The following is an 18370-nucleotide window of genomic DNA, read 5'->3' on the forward strand; positions in this document are numbered from 1 at the left end:
TGGATGCCCCCGTGACCTCCTTCGCCCCCGACTCCCTGACCCTGAACCGGAAACTCCCGCTCTGGTACCAGGTTTCGCAGTCCCTGCGCGCGTCGATACTCGGCCGCTCGCCCTCGGACCCGCTCCGGCTGCCCACAGAAGAGCAGTTGGCGGCGCACTACGGGGTGAGCGTGCTGACCATGCGGCAGGCGCTGAAGGAACTGGAGACCGAGGGGCTGATCACCCGGCACCGGCGCCGGGGCACGTTCATCGAACCGACGGCCCAACGGGGTATGCCGGTACGCCTGTTGGGCTCGGTCGACGCGATCGTCGCCCAGCAGTCGGGGATGCGGACGGAGCTGCTGGCGCAAGGTCCGGCGCCGACGCCTCCCGAACTGACGTCATATTTCCCGGACTTGGCGGAGGTCATGGCGTACCACCGCCTGCGCGGCGACGAGTCGACCGGCGAGCCGACCAACCACGCCCGCAACTGGGTCCGCCCCGAACTCGCCGCGCGGATCGACCCGGAGGACCTGTCGCGGTTCCCGATGACGAAGGTGCTGCGGGACGTCGTAGGGGCGGAGATCGGGAGCATCACGGACACGGTGGCGGCAAGACTGGCCGACCCGGAGACGGCGCGGCTGCTGGGGGTGCCGCTGCTGAGTCCGATCCTGCATTACACGGGGGTGACACATGATCCGGCGGGGCGGGTGCTGGATGTGGCGGTGATCCACTATCGGGGGGACCGGTTCTCGTTCACGGTGACGTTGGACGCGCCTTAGGGGACGGGGCTCGGCTGGGTGGAGTTCGGCTGGGCGGAGTTCGGCTGGACGCCCCTTAAGTGACCGCCCCTGGGCGAACGTCCCCTAAGGGTGGACGCCCCTTAGGCGAGCGCCCCTAGGTGACCTCCCCTAGGTGACCGCCCCCTAAGGATGTTCCCGTAAGGACACCCGGCCCCTCCCCCACCCCGGCGTCGTACCATGCCCTGCGTGACGCACGACGACGCTCCGCCGCTCGCGGACCTCATGCCGTGGTCCGTCGCACCGCCGAAGCTCGGTCGGGGGTGGCCGGCGGCCACGGACGCGGCCGTGCTCAAGTCCCGTTGGGAGACGCTGATCCGGGCGGCGGGCGCGGAGCGGGAAGCCCTCTTCGAGCCGACCCGGGCCCGCACCCTGCGCTCGGCCGTCCCCCAGCTCCCCGGCCAGCCCACGGACACCGACCGCCTCACCCACGCCTCCGGCCCCTGCCCGCAGCCCGTAAGGGTCCTGCACTCCCCCTACGACGAGCGCTGGCTGCTCCCCGACCACCGCCTGATCGACGCGGCCCGCCCCGAGCTGTGGCGGGTCGCCGACGCCCACCAGATCTTCCTGGTGGAGACCCCGGACGGCCTCCTCCCCAGCGCCCACCTCCCACTGCTGCGCCCGTCCCGGATCCGCCCCCTGTACCGCCGCCCGGGCGGCCGGGAACCGAACCTGGCCCCGGGCCTCCAGGACCACCTAGCCCACCACCTAGGGGCGACCCCGAGCCCCGAGGACGTCCTGGCATGGATCGTGGCGACCACGACCCCCGATCTCAGGGTCCCCCTGACGAGTGACCCCGCTCTCTGGTCACAGGGCACCGAAAAAGGCCACCGCATCCTCTGGCTCCACCGCCGCGACGGCACCCGCCCCAAACTTCCCGGCGGCCGCCGCCCCTACGTCCGAGCCCCCCTCCCACCCCGCCCGACCGAGATCCGCTACACCCTGGAGGAGGAGACCCTCCACTTGAACGAGGGCAAGATCTCCCCCGTCCCAAGGGAGGCGTGGAACTTCCGCCACGGCGAACTCCGGGTGCTGGAGGAGTGGTTGGGGGCGAGGACGGGGGAGTCAGGGGAGAAGAACGGCACCCTGGAGTCGATCGTCCCGACGACTTGGCCACAAGGCTGGACGAGCGAACTCCTTGAGCTGGTAACGGTGTTGACGCTGCTGGCGGAGGAGGGGGAGGGGATGAGGGTCGAGCACGAGTTGGGGAACTTGCGAGAGAAGGGCCTATTCCCAGCACCGAGCAACTACCGAGTACCGGCATCGGTGTTGGATCACCAAGAGGAAGGCCCAGAAGGCCAACTGGCGTTGATCTAAGAAACTTCAGGGGCGCGGGGCTGTATCTATTTGCGGCTCCGCCGCGTGGGCGCGATCAGCCACAACGCACCCGCACCCGATCTCGGCCGCGACCCGCCGCATGGACACGGCGTCGAGCCCGTCCGCGTCGGCGACCCGGACGGCCGCCGCCGCGATGTCGGCGCGGCTGTACGCGGGCCTGGGCCCCCGCCCGGCCCGCTCGGGACGCGCCCAGATCACCTCTGGTTCAGCCGGTCGGCCCGGACCTCCAGATCCCGCCGGGCACGGTCTGCGGGCTGCTGGGCCGGAACGGGGCGGGCAAGACGACGGCGGTGCGGATTCTGACGACGCTGCTGGCGCCGGACGCCGGGACCGCGCGGGTGGCGGGTCTGGACGTCGTACGCGAGGCCGCCGGGGTGCGGCGCAGGATCGCGGTGGCCGGGCAACGGACCTCCGTGGACACGGAGTTGACCGGCGCCGAGAATCTGCGGCTGCTGCGGGCGCCGAAGGGGCGGGCCGGCGAGCTGCTGGAGCGGTTCGGGCTCGCGGGGGCGGCGGACCGGGTCGTGGGGACGTACTCGGGCGGGATGCGGCGGCGGCTCGACCTCGCCGCGAGTCTCGTCGTACGGCCGGAGGTGCTGTTTCTCGACGAGCCGACGGCCGGGCTCGACCCGCGGGGCCGGGCGTGGGTGTGGGACGCCGTGCGGGAGCTGGCGGCGGAGGGGACGGGGGTGCTGCTGACGACGCAGTACCTGGAGGAGGCGGACCAACTCGCCCACGAGATCGTCCTGATGGGCGACGGCAAGGTCGCACACCGGGGAACGCCCGCCGAACTCAAGTCCCGGCTGGGCCGGTTGGCCGAGGTCACGGTCACGGAAGCGGCCGCGCTGCCCGCCGCGGCGGTCGTACTCGATCAACTCACCGGCAGACTCCCAGTACTTGACGACCAGCGCCGCACCGCCCGGGTGGTGGTCCTCGACCCGGAGCTGACTCTGCCGCGGCTGGTGCGTGAACTCGACGCGTCCGGCGTCCCGTTGGCCGACGTCAGTCTCCGACTGCCCACGCTGGACGAGGTGTTCCTGAGGCTGACCGCCCGTGAGGAGGCGCAGCGATGATCCATGACGGTACGGCGATGCTGGGCCGCCAGCTGCTGCGGCTGCGGCACGCCCCCGCGCTGCCGGTACTGACCCAGGCGATGTCGGTCGCGCTGCTGCTGTTCTTCGGATACGTCCTCGGCGGCGCGCCGGCGATGCCGGCCGGGGAGTACCGGGCGTTCCTGGTGCCGGGGATGCTGGCGGCGCTGGGCGCGAACGGGATCATGGCGGGGATGTTCACGGCGGCGCAGGACCTGCACCGGGGGGTGACGGACCGGCTGCGCACGCTGCCGGTGAGCCGGGCGGCGGTGCCGCTCGGGCAGGTGGCGGCCGATGCGCTGGTGACGGCGGCCGGGCTGGTGCCGCTGATACTGGTGGGGCTCGCGATGGGGTGGCGGATCGAGGGCGGAGCGCTGGCGGCGCTCGGGGCGGTGGGGCTTCTGCTGCTGTTCCGGTGCGCGTGCGCCTGGGTGGGGATCGCGCTCGGCCTCGCCTCTCAAAGCGAGGAAGCGGCAGGGCAGTTGGGGAGTGCGACGTTCCTGCTGCCGATGCTGTCCACCGCCTATCTGCCGGCGGACGGGCTCCCGGAATGGCTGCGGGTGGCCGTCGAGTGGAATCCGATCAGCGCGGTCGCCGCCGCCGTACGCCATCTCTTCGGCAACTCCCCCATTCCTGAAGGGCATCCGGTGATGGGGGCGCTGGGGTGGTGTGCGCTGCTGATCGGGGTGTGCGCGCCGTGGGCGGTTCGGCGCTACGCGCGTGTCGGTGGGTGAGGTGAACGCGCCAGCAGAACAAGGGGAGTTGGCCCGCGCTCGGGCGGGTACACCTGACGCCGCCGCGTGCCGTGGGGATGGCGGGGAGACGCGGCGGGCGCCTGAGCGCGGGGCGTGACGTCAGTGCCGGCGACCGCCGAAAAGCGTACGGCGCAGCCGGCGCAGTGGCGCGAAGAGGGAGACCCGGCTGAGCCGGCTGCCCTGGTCGCTGGTCTGCTGGGTGCTCCTGTCGCGGGAGGTCAGCTCCAGCATGAGCGAGGTCGCCTCGACAGTTTTCTGCTGTGGTATCGCAGGTCCGGACAGCACCGACAGATGTCGGTCAAGGCGCGAACTGGTCGCGCTGCTACCGCAAGTGATCGCCGGGACCCTCGCCCTGCTGCGCATCGTTATCTGTTCCATCGTCACTCCCCACCCGTACGAGTCCACCCGACCCCGGGCAGGTTAACCCTATCTCCCCCTCAGGGCACGCGTGTATCCCGTCCTCATGATTCACCTTCTCCGCAAGGGGGTTGACAAATCCCCCGCGATTACTCTCCGAATCCAACCGATTTCAGGGCGAGTTGGACAACTGGCTGCGAAGTGGGCTGAGGTGACCCGCCGTCGGGCTCGACCGTCACAGCGAGTGACGTCGCGTCGGTCTCAAGTCCCGTTGCCACCAAGGGCGTGTCGGCCGAGAAAAGACCAAGCGAGCGCGGCTGCTCGGCGGGTCGCATGAGCCAGAGCTGATGCACCTGCCCACCCCCCAACTCCCCATACCCGCTGAGGGTTACGACCGCTTCACCCTCCGCGACCGAGGCGATCACGCCGATACCGCGGCCCTCGGTGTCCTTGCCGCTGCTCGCACGGGCGTCGGGCGCGGCGAGGACGTGCGCGATGCGCCGCGCCTGAGTCTGCGCGGTGTCCAACTGCCCCTGGGTTTCCCGGGCTTGGACGGCGAAGAGCGCGGCGACCACAAGAGCCGCGGCGGCGGTGACCGTCGCGAAGGGGGCGAAGAGCGGACGGCGTGCGCGGGCGGCCCGTGAGCGCCCGGGCGGCGGCTGCGCGCCCCAAACGTGCGGCGGAAGCTGAGTCGTACGCTCGCGCACACCGTCCGCGCGCTCACGCGACTCCCCCCGCCGCTCACTCCGCTCACGCGACTCCCGATACCCCCCGCGCGCCCCCGCCGGCTCCTGCGGAGTCAGCTGCACCGCGGCGAACACCCGCTCCCGCATCCCGGCCGGCGGCACCGCGGCCGTCGACCAGGCCAGCCGTACGGCGTCCTCGGCGAGCGCGCGCACCTCGGCCGCGCACGCCCCGCAGGAGGCGAGGTGTTTCTCGAAGCGGCGCCGCTCGTCGCCCTCCAGGGCGTCCAGCGCGTAGGGCGCCGCCAGCGAGTGCGGGTCCTCCCTGCGCAGCAGGCGGTCGAGGACGCTCATGCGGCGGCACCTCCCAGGCAGTTGCGCAGCCGCGTGAGTCCGTCCCGCATCCGCGTCTTGACCGTGCCGAGCGGCAAGGAGAGCCGTTCGGCGACCTCACGGTACGTGTAGCCGTCGTAGTAGGCGAGGGTGACCGACTGGCGCTGGAGCGTCGTCAGCCGGCCCAGGCAGCGGCGTACCCACTCGCGTTCCAGGCCCGCCTCGACCTCTTCGGCGACGTGGTCGAAGGCCGGCTGGTGGTCGCGCAGGGCCTCGCGCTGCTCGCGTTCGCCGGCCGCGCGGACGCTGCGCACCCGGTCGACGGCGCGGCGGTGGGCGAGGGTGAGGATCCAGGAGAGCGCGCTGCCGCGGCCGGGGTCGAAGCGGGGCGCGGTGCGCCAGCACTCCAGCAGCACTTCCTGGGCGACCTCCTCGGACTGGGAGGGGTCGCGCAGCACGCGCCGGACGAGGCCGAACACCGGTCCGGAGACCATCGTGTACAGCCGCTCGAACGCCCCTTGGTCGCCCTGGGCCACGAGCACGAGCAGCTCGTCCGCCTCCACGCGGTTCCCCTCTCCGCGGCCACAGCCGGGCCGACCTGCCACTCCAGGCACTCGCACGGGCACACACCTCCGGTGGAGGTACGGATCAGAAAGGGGAAAGCGCGGGTCGGAGATGAAAATAATTTTTTTCGGATTGACCAATCCGATCGCCCTCCTGCCTCCGTATCCCCATCCGTCACAAGCAAGCTGGGACTTCAGGACGGACGGCATGACGACTTCTCTCTCCAGGGGCGCCGCGCGGCGCAGGAGCATCGCGACCCTTCTGTGCGGCGCGCTCGCCGCGGGCGGAATGACGGCCGCCGGCGCGGCTCTGCTGGCCCCGGGGGTCGCCAACGCCTCCAGCCACCGCGAGGCCCCCCTGATCTCCGGCACCCCGCAGTACGACAACACCGACGTCTACGCGTTCGTCAGCCCCGACAAGCCGGACACCACGACGCTCGTCGCGAACTGGATCCCCTTCGAGGAGCCGGCCGGCGGCCCGAACTTCTTCCAGTTCGCCGAGGACGCCCAGTACGACCTCAACATCGACAGCGACGGTGACGCGAAGCAGGACCTCACCTTCCGCTACACCTTCAAGACGCACGTGAAGAACAAGAAGACGTTCCTCTACAACACCGGCGCGGTGAAGAGCCTCGACGACCCCAACCTGAACATCACCCAGACCTACGACCTTGAGCTGATCAAGTTCAAGAAGGGCAAGGAGCAGCACCGCACGAAGATCGCGAGTGACGCGCCGGTCGCCCCGTCCAACGTGGGCAAGGCGTCCATGCCGGACTACGCCAAGCTGCGCGACCAGGCGATCTACAAGCTCACGAGCGGCGGCCAGAGCTTCGCGGGCCAGGCCGACGACCCGTTCTTCCTCGACCTGCGCGTCTTCGACCTCCTCTACGGCGGGAACCTCTCCGAGGTCGGCAACGACACCCTCAAGGGCTACAACGTCAACACCATCGCCCTCCAGGTCCCCAACGACCTGATCCGCGAGTCCTCGCACCAGCCGATCGTCGGCATCTGGTCGACGACCCAGCGCAAGAACGCGCGCGGCTACTACGAGCAGGTCTCGCGGCTGGGCAACCCGCTGGTCAACGAGGTCGTCAACCCCATCAAGGACAAGGACAAGTTCAACGCGTCCCAGCCCAAGGACGACGCCCAGTTCCTGAAGAACGTCACCAACCCCGAACTGCCCAAGCTCATCGAGGCGATCTACAAGATCAAGGCCCCCGCCGAGCCGCGCAACGACCTCGTCGACGTGTTCCTCAAGGGCGTCAAAGGTCTCAACCAGCCGCCGTACGTGACGCCTTCGGAGCAGCTGCGGCTCAACACCTCGATCAAGCCCAACGCGAGCCCCAAGCGGCTCGGCGTCCTCGACGGCGACACGGCCGGCTTCCCCAACGGCCGCCGGCTCAGCGACGACGTCGTCGACATCGCGCTCCAGGTCATGGAGGGTGAACTGGTCGGCGCCAAGAACGACTTGGGCGACGCCGTCGACAAGAACGACAAGGACTTCGAGAAGTACTTCCCGTACGTCGCCCTGCCCACCGAGGGTTCGCGCGGTCCCGTCGCCAAGGGCGTCGACACCAAGAGCGACGTCACCGGCCAGCTCGGCAACGCCCTTTCTCCGACCGGTACTTCGGCGACGGACGACAAGACCCTGATCGCCGCCTCGGCGGGCGCCGGCGCGGCGGGCGTCCTGCTGATCGGCGGCGGGCTGATGTGGCTGCGAGGGCGGCGCCGGTACTAGGCGCGGCGCTCGCTCAACGGGCCTTGCAGATCAGCCGAGTTGAGCCTCACTCAACGGGCCTTGCAGATCAGCCGAGTTGAGCACCGCTCAACAGGCTTGGCTGGCCGGCCGAGTTGAGCCAGGCCCCCCAGACCGGGCCGGTGCAAGAAAGGGCGGCGCACGCACCCGCCCGCACCGGCCCCGGCGGGCCGGGAGGTCCACTGCGCCTCCCCGGCCCGCCACCCAGACCGGCGCGGCCCGGACCATCCGAATCCCCCACGGCCCGGGCCGCGCCACCCCACCGCACCACCAGGCGAAGCACCACCACGCGAACGAGGAGAGGGCATGGCCCCGCGCACGAACGACGGCGAGCCGGAGCAGCAGACGTCCGAGGAGCCCAAGTCGCTCTCCGGGGAGGGAAGTTCACCTCGGACCCCGGCGACGGAGAAGTCCGAGGCACCGACACCCGAGACCCCTGCCCCTCCTCCCTCCGAGCCCCCCTCCCCCACCGACGACCGAACCGACGAACGAACAGCCGCCGTCCGCCGCGTACGCGCCGCAGGCACCCGCTGGCGCGCCCTCCAACTCGGCGCCTGCGCAAGCCTCCTGGCCGTCGCCCTGACCGGCGGAGCCATCGCGTTCGGCGCCCTCCGCGACGGCGAACCCGCTCCCGTGGCGGCAGCGGCGGCCCTCTCCCCGGGCCTGCTGAACACCGGGAACATCGACAGCGCGATCACCGCCCTCCAGTCCCATCTCCGCACCCAGCCAAGGGACTTCGGCAGCTGGGCGAGCCTGGGCCTGGCCTACGTGGAACAGGCCCGCACGAAGGGCGACCCCTCCCGCTACCCCCAGGCGGACAAGGCGTTCAAGAAGTCGCTGGAGATCAGGGCGGCCAACGAGCAGGCGCTGGCCGGACAGGCGGCCCTGGCGGCGGCCCGGCACGACTTCACCGGCGCCCTCACCCACGCCGCCGCCGTACTGAAGGAGAACCCCTACAGCGAACGCGCCCTCTGCTCCCGCATCGACGCCCTGGTCGAACTCGGCCGCTACGACGAGGCGTTGACGGCGGCGGAGATCGCCGACACCCGCCGTCCGGGCATCCCGGTCTTCACCCGGTACGCGTATGTACAGGAGCTGCGCGGCGACGTCACCACCGCGCGCCGCGTCCTGGAACAGGCCCTCGGCAGCGCGACGACGAACGGCGACATCGCGTACGTCGCCGCGCAGCTCGGTCAACTCGCCTGGAACCAGGGCGACTACGCCACCGCCCTGACCGACTACGCCCGCGCGCTGGCCGCCGACGAGAACTACCTCCCGGCGCTGGAGGGCAGGGCGAAGGCACAGGCGGCGAGCGGCCAACAGGCGCAGGCCATCAAGGGGTTGGAGAACGTGGTGGCCCGCTACCCGCTGCCCGCCCCGCTGGTCGAGCTGGGCGAGCTGTACGAGGCCCGGGGCGCGGACGGCGACAGGGCGACGGCGGCCGACCAGTACGTGCTGGTCGACGCGTGGACGGCGCTGGCCCGCGCGAACGGCGTCAACGCGGACCTCGACACGGCCCTCGCGGCGGCCGACCACGGCGACAAGTCGGCGGCGCTGAAGGCGGCGCAGGCGGAGTGGGGGCGCCGCGAGACCGTGCACACGGCGGACGCGCTGGCCTGGGCCCTGCACGTCAACGGCCGTGACGCGGAGGCGCTGCCGTACGCGCGCAAGGCCACCGCGACCGGCTACCGCAACGCGTCCTTCCTCTACCACCAGGGCATGATCGAGCGCGCGACCGGCCAACAGGCCGACGCCCGCGCCCACTTGAGCGCCGCCCTGAAACTCAACCCCGGTTTCTCCCCCCTCGGCGCCCGCGCCGCGCGCGCCGCCCTCAAGACGCTGGAGGCGGGTCAGTGACGAACTCCCGTCGGCTGTTCGCCTCCAGCGCGGCCGTCCTGACGGCCGGGTGCGCGCTCGCGCTCCTTCCCACCGCCAGCGCGAGCGCGCACCCACTCGGCAACTTCACGGTCAACCGCTACGACGGCCTCGTCGCCGCCCCCGGACAGCTCCGCGTCGCCCACGTGGAGGACCTCGCGGAGATCCCGGCGACCCAGGCGAAGCCGGCGATCGAACGCCTCGGCGGCCTGACCCCGTGGGCCGAGCAGCGCTGCGCGACGGCGGCGGCCGAGAGCGAACTGACCGTCAACGGCCGTACGGTCAAGCTGACTTCGGCGTCCGCAAAGGCCGCAGTACGGCCGGGGCAAGCGGGCCTCGACACCCTGCGCGTGGAGTGCCGACTGACGGCTCCACTCCCCGAGGAACGGAACGTCGAGGTGAGCTTCCACAGCGCGGGCACCTCAACTGGCCCCGGCTGGCGGGAGATCACCGCCCAGGGCGACCGTATGACGCTCACCGCCACCGACGTGCCCAAGACCTCCGTCTCCGCCGAACTCACCAGCTACCCGCAGGAGTTGCTGTCCTCCCCGGCGGACACGGCGACCGCCTCCCTCACCCTGGAGCCGGGCGGCCCGGCGCTCGCCGCGCAGTCGGACGACGCCCCCGGCGCCGCCGTCCTCCCGCGCGGCGCCGACCGCTGGACCCGGGCCCTGGACGAACTCGTCGCCCGCCAGCACCTCACCCTCGGCTTCGCCGCGCTGGCGATCCTCCTCGCGATCGGGCTCGGCGCGATGCACGCGGTCGCCCCCGGCCACGGCAAGACCATCATGGCCGCGACGGCGGCGGCGCGCGGCGGCAAGGCCCGCATGAAGGACGTCCTCCCCCTGGCCGCGTCGGTCACGGTGACCCACACCCTCGGCGTGGTCGCCCTGGGCCTGTTGGTCACCGCCGGCTCGGCCGCGGCCCCGTCGGTCATCACCTGGCTGGGCGTGGCGAGCGGCGCACTGGTAGCGGCGGCGGGCGTGACCCTCGTACGCAGGGCATGGCGCAACCGAAGCAACGGACATGGACACGGCCACAGCCATGACCACGGGCACACGCACGACCACGGAGACGGCCACCCCCACACGCACGCCCCCACTCCCGCCCCGACCCGCCAACTGGCCCTGGCAGGCGCTCACTCGGCCCCCGAGCACCACCATCACCACAACAACCACGAACACCCCCACCCGCATACCCACACCCACACCCACAACGGCCACACCCACACCCACGAAACCGCCCCCACCCTCCGCGGCACCCTCCTCCTGGGCTTCGCCAGCGGTATGGTCCCCAGCCCCTCCGCGGTGGTCGTCCTCGTCGGCGCGGCGGCGCTCGGCCAGGCGTGGTTCGGTCTGCTGCTGGTCATCGCGTACGGCGTCGGCCTGGCCCTCACCCTCACCGCCGCCGGTTTCGCGGTCGTCCGGCTCGGCGGCGGCGCCACCCGGCTCCTGGAGCGCGGACCGCGCTGGACCGCCCACCCGCTCGTGGCCGCCGTGCAGCGGAATCTCCCGCTGTGGTCGGCGCTGGTCGTGGTGGTGCTCGGGGTCGGACTGATGCTCAAAGGGGCGGCAACCGCACTGGGCTGAGCTAATTTTGGGGAAGTACCCGAGAGGGTGCGAAGGGGGGCACGATGTCGGTGGAATCCGGCGGTGAGCGGCTGATCTCGGACCGGTACCGGCTGCTCACGCCGCTCGGCGAGGGCGGCATGGGGACGGTGTGGCGGGCCCGTGACGAGGTCCTGCACCGGGAGGTGGCCGTGAAGGAGGTCCGCCCGCCCGCGGGGCTCGGCGCCTCGGACGTCGAGCGGATGTACGCCCGCCTGGAACGCGAGGCGTGGGCGGCGGCGCGGGTCGCGAACAGGAACGTGGTGACCGTCTACGACGTCGTGATGCAGGACGGCCGGCCCTGGATCGTGATGGAGCTGGTGCCGGGCCTCACGATGGCCGAACTCCTGGAGGCGGAAGGCCCGTTGGAGCCGGCGCGGGCCGCGTGGATCGGCGCCGAGGTGCTGTCGGCGCTGCGTGCGGCGCACGGCGCGGGGGTGCTGCACCGGGACGTGAAACCGGCCAATGTGCTGCTGTCGAACGACGGCCGGGTCGTCCTCACGGACTTCGGGATCGCGACGATGGAGGGCAGCGCGGCGCTGACGATGACCGGCGAGGTCATCGGCTCGCCCGAATTCCTGTCCCCGGAGCGGGCGATGGGCCGCACCCCGGGCCCGGAGTCGGACCTGTGGTCGCTGGGCGTGCTGCTGTACGCGGCGGTCGAGGGCATCTCCCCGTTCCGCCACGACACCCCGCTCAGCACGCTGCGGGCCATCGTGGACGAGGAGTTGCCGCCCTCGCGCCGGGCGGGACCGCTCGCCCCGGTCATCGCCGGCCTGCTGCGCAAGGACCCGGCCCAGCGGCTCCCGGCCGACCGGGCGGAGCACGACCTGCGGATCGTCGCGGCGGGCGGGACGCCGCGCGAGGAGACGGCGCCGACGACCCCGTACGCGCCGTACAGCCCGACCGTGGCGGCGCCGCAGCCGTCGTACGACGAGCCGAGGCATCAGCGGCCCGCGTATCAACAGCAGCCGCTCGCCGACCCGTTGGCGCGGGAGCCGCGGAGCGCGGGGAGCCGGGTGCTGGGCGCGGGGGTGCTCGCGGTGGCGGTCGCGGCGGCGCTGGCGCTCGCGGCGATCGTGTACCTGGCGATGCATTTGAACGACAACCGCGGCGGCGACAAGAGCACCGGCGGCGGCCAGACCAACAGCCAGTCGCAGGGCGTGACTCCGCCGCCCGTGCAGAGCAGCCCGAAGGAGGAAACCCCCAACTCCCCGTCCCCGAGCCCGACCCCGACTCAGGCCAAGCAGTCCGTCTCGGTGACCGTCAGCGGCAACAACACGCAGTACGACGGGAGTTGCCCGCCCGCGCGCTCGGACGCCCCGGCGTTCACCGCGACCATCACGGTCGGCCGGACCCCGGCGGCCGTCTCCTACCGCTGGGTCTCCCAGGACGGCCAGGCGGACTCGGGCTGGCAGACCCTGAACTTCGGTGCGGGGGACGGCACTTCGCAGAAGGTGCGGGTGTTCCTGACGGCGTACGCGCAGGCGGGGACGTTCGGCAGCGCACTGTGGGTGGAGGTGCGCCAGCCGGCCGAGGCCAGGTCCAACTCGGTGCCGTACTCGGTGACTTGTGAGCCGGAGACCCCGTCCAGCGGGACCTCCGGCTCGCCTTCGCCGTCAGCCTCGTAGCAGGCCGTGCGGCTCAGTCGTTGGCGTTGAGGGTGGGGAGGTAGCCGCCGGACTGCCCTGCGGCGGTGGGGTGGTAGGACTCACCGAGGTTCAGCAGTTCGAGGCTGTGCAGCCAGGAGCTGCCGGAGCAGATGAGGTGGGAGTCGAAGGGGGAGCGTACGTCGCCGAAGGTGAAGCCGTGGTCGGCGGCGCGCTTGGCGATGGCGGTGTCGAGGTAGTCGGCCGCGTCGTTGATGGCCTGGCGCTTGGTGTCGGAGAGGCCCAGGCAGACCTGTCCGAGCAGGTAGAAGCGCGGGTAACCGAGCACGACCACATGGGCGTTGGGGGCTTTGGAGCTGATCGCGCTGTACACGCTGTCGAGCCGGCCGGGGAGGGTGGAGTCGACGTACGCCTTGGCGGTGTTGATGCGGCTGAGGCAGGTGCTGTCGCCGTTGAGGACGCAGGTGGTCATGACGTCCGTGAAGCCGGCGTCGTTGCCGCCGATGGTGAGGGTGACGAGGGCGGTCGAGGAACTGAGGCCGCCGAGCTGGTTGTTGAGGACGTCGGTCGTGACGGCGCCGGAGCAGGCGGCGAAGGTGAACGACGAGGGGGAGTTGGCGGCGTTCCAGAGGTAGGGGTACGCCTTGGTGCTGCGCTTGCAGTCGCCGCTCGAGCTGATGTAGGTGCCCGTGCCGACTCCGGAGGAGTAGGAGTCGCCGAGGGCGACATAACCGCCGGTGGCCGCGTGGGCGTTGGTCACGCCGCTGAGGGCCGCGCCGAGGGTGAGCAGTGCCGTACTGACGAATACGGCAATTCGGGAACGTCTCATGGAACCTCCCTTTAGCAGCATCTCTGCCACAACTGTGGTAGCAGCCACGCGTGTTGACCGGAAGTGTTCATGCCAAGACTTCTGCTACCCGAACGGGATCTTTCCGGGCCCCTTTTGGATCATTTTGTTTCGTGCACATGTCAACTTTGTTGACAACCACTCAGGTCCCTTGTTCTACCCCTGTAGATGACCCAGGCTTTACCTCAGCCGCGAACGGAACGCGACATTCGACGGCCATGTGCGCACGACCCCGTGCGCATCCCCCACACGTCGCCCTCCCCTACCCAGGGAGCGGCGCAGCCCGGAGGAGGACCCCCTCGTCATGGCACAACCGCGTAGCTCCAAGGCCCGTATAACCGCCGCCGCCACCCTGGCGGCCGCCGCCCTCGTCGGCGGGCTCACCGCACTCCCCGCCCAGGCCGCCCCGGCCGAGGGCAAGGTCCTCGCGGCCGGCTCCCCCACCGCCGTCAAGGACAGCTACATCGTCACCCTGAAGTCCCAGGCCGGCTTCAAGGCCGCCTCGACCGACGGCAAGGCGCTCATCAAGGAGTACGGCGGAAAGGTCGACAAGACCTTCGGCGCCGCCCTCAACGGCTACACCGCGACGCTCTCCGCGCAGGAGGCCCGCAGACTGGCCGCCGACCCGGACGTCGCGGCGGTCGAGCAGAACCAGACGGTCCACCTGACCGACACCACGCAGTCCAGCGCTCCTTGGGGCCTCGACCGCATCGACCAGACCTCGCTGCCGCTGTCGGGCACGTACACCTACCCCGACTCCGCGGGCAGCGGCGTCACCGCGTACGTCATCGACACCGGTGTGCGCATCACCCACGCGCAGATCAGCGGCCGTGCCTCGTACGGCTACGACGCGGTCGACGGCGACAACGTGGCCTCCGACGGCAACGGCCACGGCACCCACGTGGCCACCACGATCGCGGGGTCGACCTACGGGGTCGCCAAGAGGGCGAGGATCGTGGCCGTCCGCGTGCTCGACAACGCCGGTTCGGGCACCACCGCCGGCGTCATCGCGGGCGTCGACTGGGTGACGGCCAACCACTCAGGACCCTCGGTCGCCAACATGTCGCTGGGCGGCGGCACTTCGGCCTCGCTGGACACGGCGGTGCGCAACTCCATCGCCAGCGGTGTCACGTACGCGGTCGCGGCCGGGAACAGCAACGCCAACGCGTCCTCCTCCTCGCCGGCCCGGGTCACCGAGGCCATCACGGTCGGCGCCACCACGAACACCGACGCCCGCGCCAGCTACTCCAACTACGGCTCGGTCCTGGACATCTTCGCCCCCGGCTCCTCGATCACGGCCGGCTGGTACACCAGCGACACCGCCACCAACACCATCTCCGGTACGTCGATGGCGACGCCGCACGTCGCGGGCGCGGTGGCGGTCTACCTCGCCGGCCACACCTCGGCGACCCCGGCGCAGGTCGCCACGGCGCTGACCGGGGGCGCCATCACCGGCGCCGTCACCAGCCCCGGCAGCGGCTCCCCGAACCGGCTGCTGAAGCTCGTCCCGTAAGTCCTGTGAGACACCTCGTGTCCCGATAACGGATACCCGCTCCACCCGGTTCCCCGGAGGCGTTCCCAGCCTCCGGGGAACACTTTTTTCCCTGGGAACGAAGGGAACCGCAGCGGGACGACCGGATGTGTAACGGTCAAAAGAACAAAAACGTGAGCCCTCGTTCCAGGTCTTGCCATACGGGCTCAATCATCAATACCGTCATACATCTCACTCGCATCGGACCGCCGGAAAGCGGCACCAGGGGAGGGCTCGGGGGCCATGACGGACCCCGGTGCGAGGCGCGGTAGGGGGGTGCCGTGCCCGGTGACCCGAACGGGGTGACCGGGCCGTGCCGCGCGATCGGCCGCCGGACGTCCGGGGGCCGGTCAGCCATGCCAGCTCGCCCGGCTCCGCCCGGGCGGTAAACCCCCCTTTCGAACCGGACTCAACGCCGGGCCGCCCAGGGGCGGGCGGTCCACCGGACGAGAGGGACCAGACCCATGAGTTCCGTTCTGCAACCGGTCACACCAGTACCGGAACCGGCGTCACCACCACAGCCCATCGAGAAATACCGGCCGGTCACCTCCTACCTCGCCATCGCTCCGCCCGTGAGCGTGGTGATCCCCGCCATGAACGAGGCGGAGAACCTTCCCTACGTCTTCAAGACCCTGCCCGGCTGGATCCACGAGGTGATCCTGGTCGACGGCAACTCCACCGACGCCACCGTCCGTGTCGCCGAGGAACTGTGGCCCGGCGTCAAGGTCGTGCCGCAGCAGGGCCGCGGCAAGGGCGACGCGCTGATCACCGGCTTCGAGGCGTGCAGCGGCGACATCATCGTCATGGTCGACGCGGACGGCTCCGCCGACGGCGGCGAGATCGTGAGTTACGTCTCCGCACTGGTCTCCGGCGCCGACTTCGCCAAGGGCTCGCGGTTCGCCAACGGCGGCGGCACCGACGACATGACGTTCGTGCGCCGGCTCGGCAACCGGGTGCTCTGCGCGATCGTCAACCGCAAGTTCGGCGCCCGCTACACCGACCTCTGCTACGGCTACAACGCGTTCTGGCGGCACTGCCTCGACAAGATCGACCTCGACTGCACCGGCTTCGAGATCGAGACCCTGATCAACATCAGAGTCGTCAAGGCGGGTCTGAGGGTGCAGGAGATACCCAGTCACGAGTACCTGCGCATCCACGGCGTCAGCAACTTACGCGCCGTGCGCGACGGCTTACGCGTGCTGCGGGTCATCCTCCGCGAACGCTCCAACCGCCGTGCGCTGCGCCGCCGTTCACCGCGCTCGCCCTTGCTGGACGCGGGCGGTACACCGTGATCCCGCTCGACATCTCGGTCGTGATCTGCGTCTACACCGAGGACCGCTGGGACGACTGCCTCGCCGCGGCCGGCTCGGTGCGGGCGCAGAGCCACCCGGCGCGCGAGATCCTCATGGTCGTCGACCACAACCCGGCGCTCCTGGAGCGGCTGGACCGGGAGTTCAAGGAGAGCGCCGACGTGCGGGTCCTGCCCAACGCGGGCCCGCGCGGCCTCTCCGCCGGCCGCAACACCGGCATCGCCGCGTCCCGGGGCGAGGTCATCGCCTTCCTCGACGACGACGCCGTCGCCGAACGCGACTGGCTGCGCCGCTTCGCCGACCCCTACAGCGACCCCCGGGTCCTCGCGGTCGGCGGGCGCTGCGAGCCGGTCTGGTCGTCCGGGCGGCGGCCCGACTGGTTCCCCGAGGAGTTCGACTGGGTCGTCGGCTGCTCCTACAAGGGCCTCGCGCCCGGCCGGGTCCGCGTCCGCAACATCCTCGGCGGCAACGCCTCCTTCCGCCGCACCGCCTTCGACCTCGTCGGCGGCTTCGCCAGCGGCATCGGCCGCGACGGCGGCACCCGCCCGATGGGCGGCGAGGAGACCGAACTCTGCATCCGCCTGGGCCGCGAGAGACCCGACGCGATCCTCCTCGTCGACGACAGAGCCGTCATCCACCACCAAGTCCCCGCCGCCCGCGAGCACTTCGCCTACTTCAGGACCCGCACCTACGCGGAGGGCCTGTCGAAGGCACTGGTGGCCCGCAGCGTCGGCACAGAGAAGGGCCTGGAGTCCGAACGCCGGTACACGACAAGGGTGTTGCCAGCCGGGGTGGTACGGGGTCTGCGTGATGCGTTACTGGCCCGCCCGGGTGGGGCGAGGCGCGCGGGAGCGATCGTGGCGGGGGTGCTGACGGCCGCGGGGGGTTACGCGGTGGGGGCGGTACGGGCCCGGCGCAACGGGACGACGTTCGCGGTGGTGCCGATCGAGGGGTACGAGGGTGGGGGTGGCCCAACTGAGGGCGCGGCGCAGGCCGTTGACGCCGACTCCTCAACTGAGGCCGAAGCCCGCCCAGTTGGCGAGGCCCCCGCATGACCGACGTCCGCGTCCCGATCCTCATGTACCACTCCATCTCCGCTCAACCCAACGCCGCCACAAGGGAGTTGTCGGTGTCCCCGGAGTCGTTCGCGCAGCAGCTCGCGCTGATCGCGGACCGCGGCCTGACCCCGCTCACCACCGCCGCGCTCGCCGCCCGCTGGCGCTCGGGCCGCCCGCTCCCGGCCCGCCCGGTCCTGATCACCTTCGACGACGGCTACGAGGGCGTCCACCGCCACGCCCTCCCGGCACTGGCCCAACACGCCTTCCCCGCAACCCTGTTCGTCTCCACCGGCTGGATCGACGGCCCGCACGGCACCGGCGCCGGCCTCGACACGATGCTGGACTGGCGGCAGATCCGCGAACTCGCCGCGGCGGACGTGGAGATCGGCGGCCACAGCCACTCCCACCCGCAGCTCGACCAGCTCGCCGACACCGCGCTCCACACCGAACTGGCCCGCTGCCGGGACCTGGTGGCCGCTGAACTCGGCGCGCCGCCGGTGTCGTTCGCGTATCCGTACGGCTACTCCAGCCGCCGGGTCCGCACGGCCGTACGCGAGCACGGCTTCGCCCAGGCGCTGGCCGTCGGCAACTCCCTGGCCCGCCGCGCCCAGGGCCCGTTCGCCCTGCGCCGGGTGACGGTCCGCCGCCGCACGGCCCTGCCGGAGTTCGAACGGCTCCTGGACGGCCGCTCGCTGACCCGGACGTTCGCGAGGGACCGGGCGCTGACGAAGGGGTACGCGGTGCTGCGGCGGACGCGGTGGGTGGGGAGGAGGGTGGTGGAGGGGTTGGGGTGAGGGTGGGCGCCCACGCCGGCTCGGGGGGAGGCGGGGTGGGGGCGGACGCTCGCTGCGACTCGGGGTGAGGCGGGGTGTGGGCC

The 18370-nt window shown here is 71.4% G+C and carries 16 protein-coding genes and 1 pseudogene; 12 read left to right on the forward strand and 5 right to left on the reverse strand.

Annotated elements, in window-relative coordinates:
- Positions 1 to 11: 11 nt before the first annotated feature.
- A complete protein-coding gene (locus ACYUD3_RS30305) occupies positions 12 to 761 on the forward strand; it encodes a GntR family transcriptional regulator (RefSeq protein ID WP_470976684.1) in 750 nt (249 codons plus the stop codon).
- A 198-nt stretch (positions 762 to 959) separates the two neighbouring features.
- Positions 960 to 2096, forward strand: coding sequence for a type ISP restriction/modification enzyme (locus ACYUD3_RS30310; protein ID WP_470976687.1), 1137 nt, complete (start codon positions 960 to 962; stop codon positions 2094 to 2096).
- Positions 2097 to 2165: 69 nt separating this feature from the next.
- Here ACYUD3_RS30310 and ACYUD3_RS30315 read toward each other — a convergent pair.
- A pseudogene (locus tag ACYUD3_RS30315) lies at positions 2166 to 2315 on the reverse strand (TetR/AcrR family transcriptional regulator); the annotation flags it as partial.
- A gap of 2 nt (positions 2316 to 2317) precedes the next feature.
- Between ACYUD3_RS30315 and ACYUD3_RS30320 the strand changes: the two are divergent.
- Positions 2318 to 3190, forward strand: a complete 873-nt coding sequence (locus tag ACYUD3_RS30320; protein WP_470976880.1) for an ATP-binding cassette domain-containing protein — start codon at positions 2318 to 2320, stop codon at positions 3188 to 3190.
- Positions 3187 to 3942, forward strand: coding sequence for an ABC transporter permease (locus tag ACYUD3_RS30325; protein ID WP_470976690.1), 756 nt, complete (start codon positions 3187 to 3189; stop codon positions 3940 to 3942). The genes ACYUD3_RS30320 and ACYUD3_RS30325 overlap by 4 nt, the downstream gene beginning before the upstream one ends.
- Before the next feature lie 120 nt (positions 3943 to 4062).
- On the opposite strand, the gene ACYUD3_RS30330 is transcribed toward ACYUD3_RS30325, so the two are convergent.
- The 3 genes from ACYUD3_RS30330 to ACYUD3_RS30340 form a co-directional block, all read right to left on the reverse strand.
- A complete protein-coding gene (locus ACYUD3_RS30330; RefSeq protein WP_470976693.1) occupies positions 4063 to 4341 on the reverse strand; it encodes a hypothetical protein in 279 nt (92 codons plus the stop codon).
- 128 nt (positions 4342 to 4469) lie between these two features.
- The gene (locus ACYUD3_RS30335; RefSeq protein WP_470976696.1) at positions 4470 to 5357 is read right to left on the reverse strand and encodes an anti-sigma factor; all 888 of its coding nucleotides are present in this window, start codon (positions 5355 to 5357) and stop codon (positions 4470 to 4472) included.
- Positions 5354 to 5899 carry a sigma-70 family RNA polymerase sigma factor gene (locus ACYUD3_RS30340; protein WP_470976699.1) on the reverse strand — a complete coding sequence of 182 codons (546 nt, stop codon included), beginning with the start codon at positions 5897 to 5899 and terminating at the stop codon, positions 5354 to 5356. Before ACYUD3_RS30340 ends, ACYUD3_RS30335 begins: the two co-directional genes overlap by 4 nt.
- A gap of 208 nt (positions 5900 to 6107) precedes the next feature.
- Here ACYUD3_RS30340 and ACYUD3_RS30345 point away from each other — a divergent pair, with 208 nt between their 5' ends.
- From ACYUD3_RS30345 to ACYUD3_RS30360, 4 genes are all read left to right on the forward strand, one after another.
- Entirely contained in the window at positions 6108 to 7637 is a 1530-nt protein-coding gene (locus tag ACYUD3_RS30345; protein WP_470976702.1) for a DUF4331 domain-containing protein, read from the forward strand.
- A 324-nt stretch (positions 7638 to 7961) separates the two neighbouring features.
- The gene (locus ACYUD3_RS30350) at positions 7962 to 9512 is read left to right on the forward strand and encodes a tetratricopeptide repeat protein (RefSeq protein ID WP_470976705.1); all 1551 of its coding nucleotides are present in this window, start codon (positions 7962 to 7964) and stop codon (positions 9510 to 9512) included.
- A complete protein-coding gene (locus ACYUD3_RS30355) occupies positions 9509 to 11119 on the forward strand; it encodes a HoxN/HupN/NixA family nickel/cobalt transporter (RefSeq protein ID WP_470976708.1) in 1611 nt (536 codons plus the stop codon). Before ACYUD3_RS30350 ends, ACYUD3_RS30355 begins: the two co-directional genes overlap by 4 nt.
- 44 nt (positions 11120 to 11163) lie before the next feature.
- Positions 11164 to 12768 (forward strand): serine/threonine-protein kinase, encoded by a 1605-nt coding sequence (locus tag ACYUD3_RS30360; RefSeq protein ID WP_470976711.1) that lies wholly within the window; start codon positions 11164 to 11166, stop codon positions 12766 to 12768.
- A gap of 13 nt (positions 12769 to 12781) precedes the next feature.
- Here the strand turns inward: ACYUD3_RS30360 and ACYUD3_RS30365 are convergent, their stop codons facing one another.
- Positions 12782 to 13576, reverse strand: a complete 795-nt coding sequence (locus tag ACYUD3_RS30365; protein WP_470976714.1) for an SGNH/GDSL hydrolase family protein — start codon at positions 13574 to 13576, stop codon at positions 12782 to 12784.
- Positions 13577 to 13898: 322 nt separating this feature from the next.
- Between ACYUD3_RS30365 and ACYUD3_RS30370 the strand changes: the two genes are divergently transcribed.
- The 4 genes from ACYUD3_RS30370 to ACYUD3_RS30385 all read left to right on the forward strand — a co-directional run bounded on the left by ACYUD3_RS30370 (position 13899) and on the right by ACYUD3_RS30385 (position 18287).
- Positions 13899 to 15107 carry a S8 family peptidase gene (locus ACYUD3_RS30370; RefSeq protein ID WP_470976717.1) on the forward strand — a complete coding sequence of 403 codons (1209 nt, stop codon included), beginning with the start codon at positions 13899 to 13901 and terminating at the stop codon, positions 15105 to 15107.
- Between the two features lie 482 nt (positions 15108 to 15589).
- Positions 15590 to 16417, forward strand: a complete 828-nt coding sequence (locus tag ACYUD3_RS30375) for a glycosyltransferase family 2 protein (protein WP_470976720.1) — start codon at positions 15590 to 15592, stop codon at positions 16415 to 16417.
- Complete coding sequence (locus ACYUD3_RS30380; protein WP_470976725.1) at positions 16414 to 17490, forward strand: glycosyltransferase family 2 protein; 1077 nt, start codon at positions 16414 to 16416, stop codon at positions 17488 to 17490. The genes ACYUD3_RS30375 and ACYUD3_RS30380 overlap by 4 nt, the downstream gene beginning before the upstream one ends.
- On the forward strand, positions 17487 to 18287 hold the full coding sequence (locus tag ACYUD3_RS30385; RefSeq protein ID WP_470976728.1) for a polysaccharide deacetylase family protein: 801 nt from the start codon (positions 17487 to 17489) through the stop codon (positions 18285 to 18287). Before ACYUD3_RS30380 ends, ACYUD3_RS30385 begins: the two co-directional genes overlap by 4 nt.
- Positions 18288 to 18370 lie beyond the last annotated feature (83 nt).

Source organism: Streptomyces sp. AMJ-169 (assembly GCF_055597585.1).

Coding starts and splice junctions, on each gene's coding strand:
- ACYUD3_RS30360 (WP_470976711.1), top strand. CDS start 11,164: ATGTCGGTGGAATCCGGCGGTGAGCGGCTGATCTCGGACCGGTACCGG.
- ACYUD3_RS30365 (WP_470976714.1), bottom strand. CDS start 13,576: ATGAGACGTTCCCGAATTGCCGTATTCGTCAGTACGGCACTGCTCACC.
- ACYUD3_RS30335 (WP_470976696.1), bottom strand. CDS start 5,357: ATGAGCGTCCTCGACCGCCTGCTGCGCAGGGAGGACCCGCACTCGCTG.
- ACYUD3_RS30330 (WP_470976693.1), bottom strand. CDS start 4,341: ATGGAACAGATAACGATGCGCAGCAGGGCGAGGGTCCCGGCGATCACT.
- ACYUD3_RS30350 (WP_470976705.1), top strand. CDS start 7,962: ATGGCCCCGCGCACGAACGACGGCGAGCCGGAGCAGCAGACGTCCGAG.
- ACYUD3_RS30310 (WP_470976687.1), top strand. CDS start 960: ATGCCCTGCGTGACGCACGACGACGCTCCGCCGCTCGCGGACCTCATG.
- ACYUD3_RS30370 (WP_470976717.1), top strand. CDS start 13,899: ATGGCACAACCGCGTAGCTCCAAGGCCCGTATAACCGCCGCCGCCACC.
- ACYUD3_RS30325 (WP_470976690.1), top strand. CDS start 3,187: ATGATCCATGACGGTACGGCGATGCTGGGCCGCCAGCTGCTGCGGCTG.
- ACYUD3_RS30345 (WP_470976702.1), top strand. CDS start 6,108: ATGACGACTTCTCTCTCCAGGGGCGCCGCGCGGCGCAGGAGCATCGCG.
- ACYUD3_RS30385 (WP_470976728.1), top strand. CDS start 17,487: ATGACCGACGTCCGCGTCCCGATCCTCATGTACCACTCCATCTCCGCT.
- ACYUD3_RS30375 (WP_470976720.1), top strand. CDS start 15,590: ATGAGTTCCGTTCTGCAACCGGTCACACCAGTACCGGAACCGGCGTCA.